This is a genomic window from Undibacterium sp. JH2W (assembly GCF_049340425.1).
GTDB lineage: Bacteria > Pseudomonadota > Gammaproteobacteria > Burkholderiales > Burkholderiaceae_D > Undibacterium.
The window spans coordinates 432,505-446,725 of the sequence record NZ_JBMPOT010000002.1 but is presented as its reverse complement, the minus strand read 5'-3'; the positions used below and the strand labels follow the sequence as shown (position 1 = coordinate 446,725).

At 50.7% G+C, this 14,221-nt stretch carries 12 protein-coding genes; 4 read left to right on the top strand and 8 right to left on the bottom strand.

Annotation, left to right across the window (positions count from 1 at the left end; translation table 11 throughout):
* Positions 1–103: 103 nt before the first annotated feature.
* A complete protein-coding gene (locus ACO0LC_RS04375; protein ID WP_423000959.1) occupies positions 104–616 on the top strand; it encodes a GNAT family N-acetyltransferase in 513 nt (170 codons plus the stop codon).
* 28 nt (positions 617–644) lie between these two features.
* Here ACO0LC_RS04375 and ACO0LC_RS04370 read toward each other — a convergent pair whose 3' ends face one another.
* Positions 645–1,115, bottom strand: coding sequence for a DUF1854 domain-containing protein (locus ACO0LC_RS04370; RefSeq protein WP_423000957.1), 471 nt, complete (start codon positions 1,113–1,115; stop codon positions 645–647).
* A gap of 5 nt (positions 1,116–1,120) precedes the next feature.
* Entirely contained in the window at positions 1,121–3,376 is a 2,256-nt protein-coding gene (locus tag ACO0LC_RS04365) for an ABC transporter ATP-binding protein (RefSeq protein ID WP_423000955.1), read from the bottom strand.
* 399 nt (positions 3,377–3,775) lie between these two features.
* Between ACO0LC_RS04365 and cphA (ACO0LC_RS04360) the strand changes: the two genes are divergently transcribed.
* Together cphA (ACO0LC_RS04360) and cphA (ACO0LC_RS04355) are read left to right on the top strand one after the other, a co-directional pair.
* Positions 3,776–5,953: a cyanophycin synthetase gene (cphA, locus tag ACO0LC_RS04360; protein WP_423000953.1), complete on the top strand. Its 2,178-nt coding sequence runs from the start codon at positions 3,776–3,778 to the stop codon at positions 5,951–5,953.
* Between the two features lie 176 nt (positions 5,954–6,129).
* On the top strand, positions 6,130–8,700 hold the full coding sequence (gene cphA / locus ACO0LC_RS04355) for a cyanophycin synthetase (protein ID WP_423000951.1): 2,571 nt from the start codon (positions 6,130–6,132) through the stop codon (positions 8,698–8,700).
* A gap of 84 nt (positions 8,701–8,784) precedes the next feature.
* On the opposite strand, the gene ACO0LC_RS04350 is transcribed toward cphA (ACO0LC_RS04355), so the two are convergent.
* From ACO0LC_RS04350 to ACO0LC_RS04330, 5 genes are all read right to left on the bottom strand, one after another.
* The gene (locus tag ACO0LC_RS04350) at positions 8,785–9,561 is read right to left on the bottom strand and encodes an SDR family NAD(P)-dependent oxidoreductase (RefSeq protein ID WP_423000949.1); all 777 of its coding nucleotides are present in this window, start codon (positions 9,559–9,561) and stop codon (positions 8,785–8,787) included.
* A 63-nt stretch (positions 9,562–9,624) separates the two neighbouring features.
* On the bottom strand, positions 9,625–10,182 hold the full coding sequence (locus tag ACO0LC_RS04345) for a TetR/AcrR family transcriptional regulator (RefSeq protein WP_423000947.1): 558 nt from the start codon (positions 10,180–10,182) through the stop codon (positions 9,625–9,627).
* Positions 10,183–10,389: 207 nt separating this feature from the next.
* Positions 10,390–11,058 carry a cupin domain-containing protein gene (locus ACO0LC_RS04340; protein ID WP_423000945.1) on the bottom strand — a complete coding sequence of 223 codons (669 nt, stop codon included), beginning with the start codon at positions 11,056–11,058 and terminating at the stop codon, positions 10,390–10,392.
* A 143-nt stretch (positions 11,059–11,201) separates the two neighbouring features.
* Entirely contained in the window at positions 11,202–11,546 is a 345-nt protein-coding gene (locus tag ACO0LC_RS04335; protein WP_423000943.1) for a ribbon-helix-helix domain-containing protein, read from the bottom strand.
* Positions 11,547–11,630: 84 nt separating this feature from the next.
* On the bottom strand, positions 11,631–12,212 hold the full coding sequence (locus ACO0LC_RS04330) for a DJ-1/PfpI family protein (protein WP_423000941.1): 582 nt from the start codon (positions 12,210–12,212) through the stop codon (positions 11,631–11,633).
* A 240-nt stretch (positions 12,213–12,452) separates the two neighbouring features.
* On the opposite strand from ACO0LC_RS04330, the gene ACO0LC_RS04325 reads away from it, so the two are divergent.
* The gene (locus tag ACO0LC_RS04325; protein ID WP_423000939.1) at positions 12,453–13,766 is read left to right on the top strand and encodes a diguanylate cyclase; all 1,314 of its coding nucleotides are present in this window, start codon (positions 12,453–12,455) and stop codon (positions 13,764–13,766) included.
* 179 nt (positions 13,767–13,945) lie between these two features.
* On the opposite strand, the gene ACO0LC_RS04320 is transcribed toward ACO0LC_RS04325, so the two are convergent.
* Positions 13,946–14,182 (bottom strand): hypothetical protein, encoded by a 237-nt coding sequence (locus ACO0LC_RS04320; RefSeq protein ID WP_423000937.1) that lies wholly within the window; start codon positions 14,180–14,182, stop codon positions 13,946–13,948.
* Positions 14,183–14,221: the final 39 nt, after the last annotated feature.

Sequence of the window (14,221 nt, the reverse complement as noted above, 5' to 3'; positions counted from 1 at the left end):
AAAACCTTGTCTTATTGTGCTGACAAGAATGCTTTGGACTAATAAAAACCGTTAGCATTTCTGGGGCAAGCAAATTAAACTGGATATTTCCCTGGAGACAAGAATGACTATCGTCATCACCACAGACAGACTGCAACTGCGCACCATCACTAGCGATGATGCTGCTTTTTACCTGGCACTAGTGAATGACCCTGCATTCATAGAAAACATCCGCGACAAGGGCATACGCACCCTGGAAGAGGCGCGCACTGACATTGTCAATGGCCCCGTGGCAAATCAGGAAAAGATAGGCTTCAGCCTGTATGTGGTAGAGCGCAAGGAAGACGGTCAGGCCATGGGTTTATGCGGACTGGTCAAGCGGGAAAGCTTGAAAAATATAGACCTGGGCTATGCGTTTTTACCGCAATTTCTGGGGCAAGGATATGCCAGGGAAGCAGCCAGGGCAACCCTGGCCTATGCCAACACGCATTTGTGCATCAGCAAACTGGCCGCTATTACATCCCCAAATAATCTCGCTTCCAATAAGTTATTGCAAGACTTGGGGTTTCAACTGGAAGCTGTCGTCGTGCTGGCAGGTGAAAGCAGAGATACTAATTTATATGGGTATGAATTTTAAATCGGTATCTACATCACTCATAAAAGATTTATAAGAAACGGTCGAGTATCCTGCGGCTATGCTTGTCTATCGCATACATATCACGTATCAGGAATTGTATGCCGTGATTATCGGTAATCAGTAACGATGCCTTACCTATGCGGCGTATATCTTCATCACCCTTGAGCACGAAATCAGTCTCGCCACGGTCTGTCGCCACCTTCCATGTACATGGCAAGGCAAAGCTGGTGACGCTGATGATGCTGCTGATTTCAGGCATGAATTCGCGCCCCTCCAGCTCCTCCATGACCAGTTCACGCACATCTGTCGCCAGATCATCGAGTTGATCTATCCATGCGACCTCGCGTCCGTCGGTCATGACCAGGGACATGCCCGCCAATGGTGACTGGATGGGGAATGCCCTCACCGGACTGACGCCTTCAAACACTTCTCCAGCCTCATTGCTGAGTATAAGTTTGCCGAAAGAATTGCGGCTCAGGGTAAATTTTGTTGTCGTCATCTTGTTTACTCCTCAACCAGTTCTGCATTACGGGCTTGAGCCTGGTACAGATTATAGTAAGCGCCTTCTTTGGCCATCAGTTCATCATGGCTGCCAACTTCAACAACCTGCCCTCTATCCAATACCACCAGACGATCAGCTTTGTGCAGGGTGGACAATCTATGCGCAATCGCAATCGTAGTACGGCCTTGCACCAGGTTATCCAGGGCTTTCTGGATTTCTTTCTCGGTTTGCGAGTCGACGGAAGACGTGGCTTCATCCATGATCAAAATACGTGGATCAATCAGCAAAGCACGGGCAATCGAAATACGCTGCCGTTCACCGCCAGACAAGCCTTGGCCACGCTCACCGACCATAGAGTCATAACCTTGCGGCAGGCGTAAAATAAACTCATGGGCATGGGCAGCACGCGCCGCCACGATGATTTCATCGCGCGTCGCGTCTGGCTTACCGTAAGCGATATTCTCTGCAATAGTGCCAAAAAACAGGAAAGGCTCTTGCAAGACCAGGCCGATATTGCGACGGTAATCAGATACGGCAAATGAGCGTATATCGACCCCGTCGAGCAAAATCGCGCCTTCTGAGACATCATAGAAGCGGCAGATCAGGTTTACCAGCGTACTCTTGCCTGAACCACTATGACCAACCAAACCTATCATTTCACCTTGTTTAATGCTGAGGTTGATGCCGCGGTTGACGGCGCGATTACCATATCGAAAACCCACTTCGCGCAACTCTATCTGCCCCTTGACGTCTTTAATCTTCACCGGATTTTGCGGATCAGGCACACTCGATACATGATCCAGAATGTCAAAAATACGCTTGGCAGCCGAGGCAGATTTCTGAGTCACGGACACGATGCGGCTCATGGAATCAATACGGCCATAGAAATTACTGATGAAAGCCACGGCAGCCACCAGAGAACCGACAGTAATATCACCCTTGGAAATCTGCCAGATACCAAAGCCCCAGACCACCAGAATACCGAGATCCGTCAGGAATGATACAGTAGGTGAAAACAGCGACCAGACCTTGTTGAGCTTGTCATTGACGGCAAGATTATGTTTATTGGCTTCACGGAAGCGCCCTGCCTCCCGCTTTTCCTGGGCAAAGGCCTTGACCACACGTATGCCGGGAATAGTATCAGCCAGGACATTGGTCACCTCACCCCATACCCTGTCTATCTTTTCAAAACCGGTACGCAATTTGTCACGCACCAGGTGGATCATCCAGGCAATGAATGGCAGTGGCAACAAGGTCACCAGGGCCAGCTTGGTATTGATTTGCAACAGAAAACCAGCTGTCATGATGAACATCAGCACGTCAGTCGCAAAATCCAGCAGATGCAGTGACAGGTAAACGCAAATGCGGTCACTTTCGCTACCTATGCGCGACATCAGGTCACCAGTGCGTTTGCCACCAAAATATTCGAGAGACAATTTCAACAGATGCTCATAGGTCGCAGTACGCAAATCCGCACCTATGCGTTCTGACACCAGGGCCAGGATATACGTCTTGCCCCAGCTCAACAGCCATGCAATCACCGCAGAACCAAGCAAACCACCGATGTAGAACACCACCAGTTTGGGATCGACATGGGCACCGTTTTGATAGGGAATCAGCACTTCATCCGTCAACGGCTTGGTCAGGTAGCGCGGGATCATGTGCGCAGCCGTACCCAGCAACATCAGCGTGAAACCGAGGAGCAATTGCAGGCGATAAGGGTGGGCAAATCGCCACAAGCGTAACAGTGTCCAGGTTGACGGCGGCGTATAGATGACCTTGGTGCAGACTGGGCATTCCTCCTGGTCCGGCTCAAGCACAGCTTTACAGCTGGGGCAGATATTTTGTTCTGCGCGGACCACTGGCTTACCAGTAATGTGGCTTTGTAATTGTTCCTTGAATTGGTCCAGCAAGCGTATCGCGTGCAAATTCTGACCCAGGGTAAAGCGCCAGCTCGCCTGCAAGCCCTGCTCATCCACAAGTTCCAGATGGCCAACACCGGCATGGTCATGATGACTTAATTGCAAACCCTGACGAAAACGCCACTCTTTCCAGTCAGCCTCACCTGGTGATTTGGCCAGCAAGCGCTGATCTGTCACCACCAGCAAGCCCTTGCGGAAGCGAAGTTTGTTGTCGAGGTCAACCTCCAGGGCAGTTAAAACGTTCTCGCCCTTGGCGATCTGACTGTTGAGGTCAGGTTGCCAGGATGCTGGAAGTGAGGTAACAGGCTGTTCGGGGCTGAATTGTGTTGTGGTCATCGTGAAACGAACTCCGGCTCAAGAGCTGGTCCTGAATCAAATCAGGACATTAATTTTAGTAAAACAGATCACTTGCTTTCCGTTTCCGGCATAAGCCATGTCACGGAAGCAGCAATTTACGGTATTCTATCGGAAGAAAAATAATCAGATAAATCTGATCAAGAGGATGAACTGCTTTTGCGCTGGCGCGCAAGTATATCAGCAAGCGTGCCTTTCACAGCCGCTTTCAAAATGATATGCAAAGTAATATTATGGCTATGGCAAGATTTTCAATGCACCAGAAAATCTCTCCTGGCCTGGCCAGCCCAAGATGTTGCGCATTCAGGGAAAACGAAGAAACGCTCTAAAAAAATGACAAGACCTGGTCTGCATAAACCCGGCTTATAAAAGTTTACATACATGACAACAAACAAGAAAGACATCCGCATTCTCAGCGCAACGCACTTGCGTGGCCCGAATATCTGGACTTACCGCCCTGTCATTGAAGCAGTGCTGGATATTGGTGTGCTGGAAGAATTTCCATCGAATAAAATCCCTGGCTTGTATGAGCGCCTGACGGCCTGGTTGCCTGGAATCATAGAGCATCGCTGTGGTGTCGGTGAGCGCGGTGGATTTCTGGAGCGCCTGCGTGAAGGCACCTGGTCTGGTCATATCCTTGAACATGTCGTCCTTGAATTGCAAAACCTGGCAGGTATGCGTACCGGTTTTGGCCAGACTCGTTCTACCAATGTAGTCGGCGTTTACAAAATGGCTTTCCGCACCCGTGAAGAACAGGTCGGCCGCGCTGCCCTGCAAATTGGCCGCGACTTGCTGATGGCAGCGATTGAAGACCAGGCTTTTGATCTGCAAACCAAGGTCACAGAATTGCGTGAACTGGTGGATGACCGTTGCCTGGGCCCAAGTACTGCCAGCATTGTTGATGCCGCCACTGAACGTCGCATCCCGTCCATACGTTTGACAGATGGCAATCTGGTGCAACTGGGCCATGGTGCTGCCCAACGCCGCATCTGGACAGCAGAAACCGACCGCACCAGCGCCATTGCTGAAAGCATAGCCAGCGATAAAGACCTTACAAAAACCCTGTTGCAATCTTGCGGCGTGCCTGTTCCTGAAGGTTCCCTGGTGCGCAGTGCTGAGGAAGCCTGGGAAGAAGCACAGGACATCGGCCTGCCCGTCGTTATCAAACCTTATGATGGCAACCATGGCCGCGGCGTTTCACTGAACCTGATGAGCAAGGAAGACGTCATCGCTGCCTATGAACTGGCTTCACGCAAGGGTGACAGCAAGAGCGTCATCGTTGAGCGCTTCGTCACTGGTGATGAGCACCGCGTGCTGGTGGTTGGCAACCAGGTAGTCGCCGTTGGTAAAGGCGAATCACTGTGGGTGACTGGCAATGGCAAATCGAATGTCACTGAACTGGTCGACGACCAGATCAATACTGATCCGCGCCGTGGCACGACAGAAGATTGTCCGTTAAATGCGCTGGACCCGGGCGCAGGGGCAGAAATCATCCTCGAATTAAAACGCCAAGGCATGGATGCCAATTCCATCCCGCTGGCGGGGCAGAAAGTATTGATACAGCCAAACGGCAACGTCGCTCTTGACGTCACCGATAAAATCCATCCTGATATTGCTTATGCCGCGACACTGGCTGCACGTATCGTCGGCCTGGATATCGCTGGTGTTGACCTGGTGGCAGAAGATATTTCTCTCCCTATGGCTGGACAGGGGGCGGCGATTATTGAAGTCAATGCCAGCCCTGGTTTGCTGGCCCACATCAAACCGGCCAATGGTGAAGGCCGCCCTGTCGGCAAAGCCATCATCAATCATTTGTTTGCCCCGGATGAAAGTGGCCGTATCAGCATCGTTGGTGTTGCTGGCACCAAAGGTTGCAGTCTGATTGCGCGCCTGATTGGTGCCCTGATCAATATTAGCGGTAAAGAAACCGGCGTCGCTTGCGCACAAGGTTTGTTCCTGAATAAGCGCATTGTCACTGATGGCGATTGCGCCAACTGGGAAGCTGGCCAAAGATTGTTGATCAACCGCTCAGTGGAAGCAGCCGTCTTTGAAACCAATGCCAAGGCCTTGCTCAGTGATGGCCTGGCCTATGACAAATGCGCAGTTGGCGTGGTTACCGATATGGAAGGCTATGCCGACCTGGCAGCCTACTACATCGACAGCCCGGACCAAATGCGCAAAGTCTTGCGTACTCAGGTGGATGTGATTTTGCCAGACGGTGTGGCGGTATTGAATGCTGCTGATCCTGCTGTGGTAGATCTGGCAGAACTCTGTGATGGCAAAGTGATTTTTTATGCCAAGGACCCGGCGCTGGAAGCCATAGTCAATCACCGTGCCCTGGGTGAACGCGTAGTGTTTTTGCGTGATGACAATATCGTGTTGGCAGATGGAGAAACTGAAACTGCTCTGTTGCCCTTGAGTGCTTTGAAGCCTGCAAAAGTCGCTCAGGCAGAAAGCGTACTGGCGGCAGTTGCAGCAGCTTGGGCATTGAATATAACACCAGAATTGATAGGTGCTGGTCTCAGGACTTTTGACTCTAGCAAGAAAGCACCTTACTGAGCGTATTGACACTTGTGCGGATACCCGATCCGGCATCCGCAAATACAAGATATATTGTTTACGTGTTTTCTTAGAATTTACTATTTATCTGATGGTGTGATTGCTGATGCTTGAATCGTCAGGATGAAAAAACAGCACACCATCGTTTGACGCCTTTTTCAACAGGACTAAGTTTTATGGAAGTATCACGCATCCGTGCCCTGCGCGGTCCCAATCTCTGGAGCCATCATACGGCCGTAGAAGCGATTGTTGCCTGCACAAATGAAGAGATGTCAATTGCCGGTATGAACGGATTTGAAGACCGTTTGCGCGCCCTGTTCCCGCAACTCAGCATCTTGCAACCCACCGGTCATGATGATGCCATCCCCATGGCCCATGTGTTTGAATTGCTGACTCTGGGTCTACAGGCAGAAGCCGGTTGCCCGGTCACTTTCAGCCGCACCACGCAAACCCTGGAAGCAGGTATTTTTCAAGTCGTGGTCGAATATTCAGAAGAAGCTGTAGGCCGCCTGGCCGTAGAACTGGCAGAACAACTCATCAATGCCGCATTGAAAGACCATGCCTTTGACCTGGCTGCTGCGCTTGAGCAATTGCGTGACCTCGATGAAGACGTTCGTCTGGGGCCATCTACTGGCTCCATTGTCAATGCCGCCGTTGCCCGCAATATCCCTTATCGCCGCCTGACGGATGGCAGCCTGGTAGCCTTTGGCTGGGGTAGCCGCCAGCGCAAGATACAGGCAGCAGAAATGGATGGCACCAGCGCCATTGCGGAAGCCATTGCGCAAGATAAAGAACTGACCAAGAAGCTCTTACATGCCGCTGGCGTGCCTGTGCCTTTGGGCCGTTCAGTATCTGACCCGGATGATGCCTGGGCCGCCGCTCTTGAAATCGGCATGCCGGTGGTGGTCAAACCCAAGGATGGCAATCAGGGCAAAGGTGTGACCGTCAACGTCACAACTCGTGAACAACTGGATGCAGGCTTCCATGCCGCCAGTGAATTCCGCGACGACATCTTGGTAGAGCGCTTCTTGCCTGGTAATGATTTCCGTCTGCTGGTAGTCGGCAACAAGCTGGTCGCTGCTGCCCGCCGTGATCCGCCGCAAGTGGTGGGTGATGGCAAACAAAGCGTGCGTGAGCTGGTTGAACAAGTCAATAAAGACCCGCGCCGTGGCAGTGGTCACTCCACTTCTCTGACCAAAATACGTTTTGATGATATCGCCCTGGCCAGCCTGGCCAAGCAGGGTTTTGTGGCTGACTCCATCCCACCCAAGGGCCAGCGCGTGGTCTTGCGCAATAACGCCAATCTCTCTACTGGTGGCGCAGCAACCGATGTAACGGATGATGTGCATCCAGAAGTTGCCGCGCGCGCAGTAGCTGCCGCACAAATGGTGGGCCTCGATATCTGTGGCGTTGATCTGGTCTGCGATAGTGTCTTGAAACCGATAGAACAGCAAAATGGCGGCATCGTCGAAGTCAATGCTGCCCCTGGTTTGCGCATGCATCTCTCCCCTTCTTTTGGCAAGGGTCGCCAGGTTGGTGAAGCAATTATCGCTTCCATGTTTGATGAACATGACGATGGCCGCATCCCTATCATCGCTGTCACTGGCACGAATGGTAAAACCACGACAGTACGCCTGATCGCGCATCTGCTGACAGCCAGTGGCTTGCGTACAGGGATGACGAATACGGATGGTGTCTATATTGCTGGCCGCCAGATTGATAGCGGCGACTGCAGTGGCCCACGCAGTGCCCGCAATGTCTTGTCGCACCCTGATGTTGACGCAGCCGTGTTTGAAACGGCGCGTGGCGGTGTTTTGCGTGAAGGTCTGGCCTATGACCGCTGCCAGGTGGCCGTCGTCACCAATATCGGTTCCGGCGATCACCTTGGCTTGAATTACATCACCACGGTAGAAGACCTGGCTGTACTGAAACGTGTCATCGTACAAAACGTGGCTGATAACGGCTATGCCGTGCTGAATGCGGCTGACCCTATCGTCGCTGCCATGGCCAGCAATTGCCCATCTGCAGTCATCTTCTTCGCCGCTGATCACCAGCATCCTGTCATGGCCACCCACAGGGCTCAGGGTAAGCGTGTGGTCTATATCGAAAATGGCCACCTGATTGCTGCAGAAGGCAAGACCCGCCATAGCGTGCCGCTGGCTGATATCCCTATCACCCGTAATGGCAGCATAGGTTTCCAGGTCGAGAACGTCATGGCATCCGTAGCCGCAGCCTGGGCAATTAATACTGCCTGGGAAAGCATACGCGCAGGCTTGAAGTCTTTTGCCAATGAAGCTGACAATGCGCCTGGCCGCTTCAATGTCTTCAACTTCCGCGGTGCGACTTTGATTGCTGATTACGGCCACAACCCGGATGCGATACTGGCACTGGTGCGCGCAGTAGAAACCATGCCTGCCAAACGTCGTTCCGTCGTCATCAGCGGTGCTGGTGACCGACGTGACCAGGACATACGCCAGCAGACTGAAATCCTTGGTGAATCTTTTGATGACGTGGTGCTGTACCAGGACCAATGCCAGCGTGGCCGTGCCGATGGTGAAGTTGTGGCACTCTTGCGTGAAGGCTTGAAACAGGCAAGCAAAACTACGCGCATCGATGAAATCAATGGTGAATTCATTGCCATTGACCTGGCCATGGACAGACTGGAAGCAGGCGACCTTTGCCTGATCCTGATTGACCAGGTAGAAGAAGCACTGGCGCATATCGCCAAGCGTGTTGCAGCGGACTAAACTCACTTAGCTGAGCTTAGCCAAACAAAATGCCGGATCAGTTCAATTACAAGACTGACCCGGCATTTTTTATTTCCGATTTTTTCAGGTATTACGCCCCGCCATCACACCACCGTCCACATCCCAGATTGCGCCGGTGACCCAGGATGCTTTATCTGACAGCAGGAAAGTAATCGCTTCCGACACATCCTGTGGTGTACCTATGCGACCTATAGGATGAAAACCATTGAAACCCTGCAAAGCAGCAGGAATATCTGCCTTGGGAATAAAGCTCTCATAGACCGGGGTTTCCACTACGGCTGGCGATACTGCATTCACACGAATATGATGCGATGCGAGTTCCATGGCCAGATGCTGGGTCATGGAATGTATACCCGCCTTGGCCATGGAGTAAGCCGACGATGGTGTCGCAGCAATCGCCTGCCTGGCCCACATCGAACCTATATTCACGATAGACCCAGGCTTACCACTGGCAATCATATTGGCAGCAATCTTTTGCGTAATGAAGAACAGAGCCTTGTTCAAAGCCTGATACTGGTCATAGTCGCTTTCACTGTGCTCAAGAAAAGCCTTGGGAGTAAATACACCTGCGGCATTGACCAAAAGATTGATGTCCTTGTGCGCTTCATCGATCTTTTTCAAAAGCTGCTGCACTTCTGCAGGCTTGGATAAATTTGCAGTCAGCACAGCGACCTGCCCCAAAGCAGACAACTGCGCCTGCGCCTCCTCTGCCTTGTTCTTGCGATTGCCAACTATCACTACCTCACCACCGCGAGCCAGGACCAGGCGCGCAGTCTCCAGGCCCATGCCACTAGTGCCGCCTATGACCAGCAGTTTTTTACCTTCAAAATCAGCGTTCATTGTGTACCCTTTCATTTAACTACCTATCAGTTGGTAGATTACATTTACAAAAAAATGCCGGCCTCAGGCCGACACAGTGGAAAGAAAAGTGTCCGCGATTCCCGCTGGTCCGTGCACGGTACGCATACCACGTCCGAGTACCATAGCCCCCTCCAGCGCACTCAAATAAGCTTGTGCCAGTGACTCTGCAGCACAATTCTGTTTAATCATCCCCGCACTTTGGGCATCGCTGATGATCTGCGCCAGCCAATCCAGATTCACTTTAAAGAAACGCGCAACTTCATCGGCGGCAGATTCTGGCAAAGAATCGGATTCAGCACCCAACATGCCGCAGACACAAAGACGCCTGTCGCGGTTAAAGGTTTGCTCAAACACTGCCGCATAAGCAGCCAGCCTTTCCATAGGACTGGCATGCTTCCCTTCTATACCCAGCAATTCACCGCGAAATCTATGCGTATAACGTTGCACCAGCACTGTCACCAATTCTTCTTTCTTGGCGAAATGATGGTGAATACTGGGCTTTTTGATGCCAACCAGTTTGGCCACGTCATCATAAGAAAAACCGTTGTAACCCTGCTGCTGTATCAAAGCCTGGGCAGTGTCAAGGATACGTTCCGCCATAGGCGATATTTCTGAAAAATGCTTCATGCAAGACCTAGTGAACTGTAACAGTGAAAATCGGAGTGCTTGCCATGCGCGCGACGATCATAGCTGCGTTACAAATGCTCGCGATAGCCCCGCTATCTCTCCGCTCATTTGTTCAAACCTTGCCTTGCTCTGATTCGTCGGGCACATGTCCTTCACTCTCGATTCCACTGTTACAGTCCACTAGTAAGAATGAAGAGCAGGCAAATGCCCCGTCTTGACCAAGATGGTACAGCCTTCTGTACTGAAAGGACAATGTTTGCTCAAATGCGGGCTGCGTATCCAGGTACCCGCCGGGTAGCGCCCAAACTCATCTTCAAACACACCTTCAAGTACATAAATTTCTTCACCGCCATAGTGATGATGGGGATTAAAGTAAGTCCCGGCGGCCCATTTGACCAAAGCGGTATGCTGAGTAGCAAACTCTGACAAAGGCAACACCGATAAACCTGCAACCATACCAGGAAACCAAGCAGCCTTTTGCGTATCAATAACGACACGCTCACTGTCGTCCAGCTCAAGGTGACGCAATTTCACGAACAACAAACAACCTGTCTCTGAACCTGGCGCGTGTGCCGAGCCTGGTGGATTCTTGATATAGGTGCCAGGACCAAAATCCCCGGTTTCATCGGTAAAGATGCCTTCAAGCACAAAGATTTCTTCGCCCAGGGTATGCACATGATGCGCAAATTTACTTCTTGGCGCATAACGGACCAATGAAGTCGCACGGGCCTGCTCCTCCCCATCACGTTCCAATAACTGCCGCTGGATGCCAGCAGCCGGGGAATCTGCCCACGGCAAACTATTGCTATCGATAACAGCACGCCGGGAAAAATCTGCATTGAGTTTCATGTTACGCCTTCTTTACCTACTAGTTGATAGGCATCATATAAATTAGCGCCTGATGTGTCAAGCAGCTTTTGCAAGGTATTTTTATTCGAAAGCAAAAAGATCAAAAAACTGGGTCACTGCCTGGGAAGATGCGGTAATAAAAATTAAATCAAAAAACCAGACGCTTCCGTTTTTGCCTTGTGCAGACCAGCAAGTGGCAAATGCTTATCATGGGCAATATCACCGTCGAGCATCAGTGAGGTATAGCGCAAACAGCAAACCCGCAGGAAAGAAGAGAAATTATCGATATGCCCGCGATAGGCAATCAACTCATCATGGAGCTTGGTGATGAGTTGATTGGTATTCATGCCGTCACGTGCAGCGATCTCTTCAAGCACACTCCAGAATATCTTTTCCAGCCTGATCGATGTCACGACACCATGCAGACGCAGGGAGCGTGCCTTGGTTTCATACAAGCCCGGATCGGCTTTCACAAAAATCTCACACATTTTTGCTCCCGCATCTCGTCAAGAAAATGATTTGATGACGATTATACGGTACTTGCCTGATTTGCAAGCAAAGCCCCCATGTGACTACAACTTGATTTCTGTCCCCAGCAATTGCAGGAATTGCCCTATCCAGGCAGGATGCGCTGGCCATGCTGGTGCGGTGACAAAATTCTTATCAGTAACGGCATCGGTCACCGCGATATTTGCATAATGCCCGCCTGCTGCCTCGACTTCAGGCTGGCACGCCGGGTAAGCTGAACATTTGATGCCCTCCAGTACTTTGGCTGCAGCCAGAATCTGTGCGCCGTGACAAACGGCTGCGATCGGTTTGTTCGTTTGTGCAAAATGCTGCACTATAGCAATCACTTGTGGATTCAGGCGCAAATATTCAGGCGCACGCCCGCCTGGTATCAGCAAGGCATCATAATCTTGCGCCTTGATGCCGGCAAAATCATGCGTGATGCTAAAGCGGTGGCCCGGCTTTTCTGTATACGTCTGCTGACCTTCAAAGTCATGAATGGCAGTGGAGACATAGTCACCTGGCTTTTTGTCCGGGCAAACTGCATGTACTGCATGCCCGACTGCCAGCAGGCTTTGGAAAGGCACCATGGCCTCATAATCCTCTACAAAATCACCCACCAGCATAAGAATTTTTTTGGCTGCCATGATGTCTCTCGAATCTGAGTTTAAAGGAGACCCATTGTTGAACAAATTGAACAATTGCAGGTAATGACTGGTTACTACATCTGCATCAGCTTGATAGCGATAGTAATTCGCCACATTTTTTTAAATATGACCAATATTTTGCTTCCCATTAATCAAGCAGTCACAGGAACTCGTATAAAATCAAAGCATGCACAGCAATTTGATAACATAGTGCAAACCCGCCGGGTTCCTGGAGACAAAATGGCAGAAGCAGGACAGTTATACAAAAATCGGGTATTACTGCTTACGCAGACGTTTTTCATCATCGATAACAAGAAAGAGTTATTGATAGGTGCGCATAAGTACGACTTTGACATCCTGTTCTTTGACCAGATGAGCGGTTTTGTGAAGGCAGTACAGTCTTCCGAAGGCAATGATTTATTCGTCATCGATCTCGATGTCTTGTATAACATGCAAGATGATATGCAACACACCCGCCGCCAGACCATGTTTCTCAGCGACTTGCTGCAACGCCTGCCAGACGATCAAAGTTATATTTATCTGCAAACCGTACGTCAGGGCGAGCGTTTCTTATTGCAGCAAAAATTGGTTGATAGCAACTGCATGGCTTATGCAGAAAAACCCATCACCAATGAAGTGCTGGTCGACAAACTGTTCAATATCTTTGCCCGCCAAAAACGCGGCGAAACGAATACCATCGTTCACTGTGGTGAACTGTCCTCCCTGGATGCAGCCCTGCTGGCAGAAAACCACATAGAACTACTACACAATCCAGATGCCCGCTCCTTGCATGTGCGCGTCAAGGAAGCCCAGCCAGATATCGTCCTCATCGATGAGGCCCAGTACCTGCAAACCGAAGCCCTGGTTCGTGTGCTGAAAAAGAATATAGAATTTGACCCCAGTCGCGAAATTATCTTGCTGCAAAGCCGCCCTGACCCTGATATGGCCAGACGCGCCCTCGATAGCGGCTTTGATGAAATACTGACACCCAGCGATGCCGACGTGCTGACACGTCAATTGCTCAATCGCATCAATAAAATCCGTACCAGCAAAGACTTGATCAGCCGCGACAGAGCCACTGGCTTGCTCAATAAAGTGGGTCTGCAAAAGAAAGCCCAGGAGTGGATACGCCGTGCCAATACTGAAGACAAACCCCTGGCATATGGCATCATTGATATCGACAAATTCAAGAATATCAACGACACCTGGGGCCATTATTTTGGCGACATCGTCATCAAGCGCCTGTCCCTGGTCTTGTCGGCACAACTCGGTGAAAGCGACTTGCTAAGTCGCTTTGGCGGTGAAGAATTCGTCGTCGTATTCTGGGATTGCACACCAGAGCAAGGTAAGCAAAAACTCGACGCCATGCGCGAAGCCTTTGGCAAAATTGTCTTTGAAGTCAAGCCAGGCGAAAATAAAAACTTCAGCTTCAGCGGCGGCATCGCCGACTTCCCCACCTGGAACACCGAAAATGCTATGTTCCTGCAGGCAGATGCGATGCTATATCAAGCCAAGCAAGGTGGGCGGAATCAGGTTTGTGTTGGTGGGAAATAATACAACTTAAGCCCTCAAAGTTATTACCAGAATCGTAGGTTGGATTAACCTCGTAGGTTGGGCTACGCTTCATCAGCCCAACACTTGGCGTCTAAATGACGTATACGTTTGCAGAGGCCCCGTGTCACGTTAGTAAACAGTAGCCTGGCGCGGCACGACCCAACCTACAAACTGACCAATTAATCTTCATCATACTCAATGAAATCCCATGGGATTTTTTGTTTGAAAATTTGTATGCTTTCTTCCATAAGTTCGAGTGATATATTTTCCTTGAAAGTGGTAATGGTCCGCGTCCTCTCCGTATCATCTCGGAAAATTTCAATTACGAGCTCGTCGTCACGATAAATCTCAACACCAATACCGTCTCTTAAATGAACATCGCTAGCGACCTCCACTCTATCTTTTGAAAGTTTCATCAACACTCCATCATGCAGCCTCATAAGTTGAGGCCGGGC

What these genes read in the sequence shown, in the direction of transcription:
- ACO0LC_RS04375 (WP_423000959.1), top strand. Translation starts at nt 104, where the DNA reads ATGACTATCGTCATCACCACAGACAGACTGCAACTGCGCACCATCACT.
- ACO0LC_RS04370 (WP_423000957.1), bottom strand. Translation starts at nt 1,115, where the DNA reads ATGACGACAACAAAATTTACCCTGAGCCGCAATTCTTTCGGCAAACTT.
- ACO0LC_RS04365 (WP_423000955.1), bottom strand. Translation starts at nt 3,376, where the DNA reads ATGACCACAACACAATTCAGCCCCGAACAGCCTGTTACCTCACTTCCA.
- cphA (WP_423000953.1), top strand. Translation starts at nt 3,776, where the DNA reads ATGACAACAAACAAGAAAGACATCCGCATTCTCAGCGCAACGCACTTG.
- cphA (WP_423000951.1), top strand. Translation starts at nt 6,130, where the DNA reads ATGGAAGTATCACGCATCCGTGCCCTGCGCGGTCCCAATCTCTGGAGC.
- ACO0LC_RS04350 (WP_423000949.1), bottom strand. Translation starts at nt 9,561, where the DNA reads ATGAACGCTGATTTTGAAGGTAAAAAACTGCTGGTCATAGGCGGCACT.
- ACO0LC_RS04345 (WP_423000947.1), bottom strand. Translation starts at nt 10,182, where the DNA reads ATGGCGGAACGTATCCTTGACACTGCCCAGGCTTTGATACAGCAGCAG.
- ACO0LC_RS04340 (WP_423000945.1), bottom strand. Translation starts at nt 11,058, where the DNA reads ATGAAACTCAATGCAGATTTTTCCCGGCGTGCTGTTATCGATAGCAAT.
- ACO0LC_RS04335 (WP_423000943.1), bottom strand. Translation starts at nt 11,546, where the DNA reads ATGTGTGAGATTTTTGTGAAAGCCGATCCGGGCTTGTATGAAACCAAG.
- ACO0LC_RS04330 (WP_423000941.1), bottom strand. Translation starts at nt 12,212, where the DNA reads ATGGCAGCCAAAAAAATTCTTATGCTGGTGGGTGATTTTGTAGAGGAT.
- ACO0LC_RS04325 (WP_423000939.1), top strand. Translation starts at nt 12,453, where the DNA reads ATGGCAGAAGCAGGACAGTTATACAAAAATCGGGTATTACTGCTTACG.
- ACO0LC_RS04320 (WP_423000937.1), bottom strand. Translation starts at nt 14,182, where the DNA reads ATGAAACTTTCAAAAGATAGAGTGGAGGTCGCTAGCGATGTTCATTTA.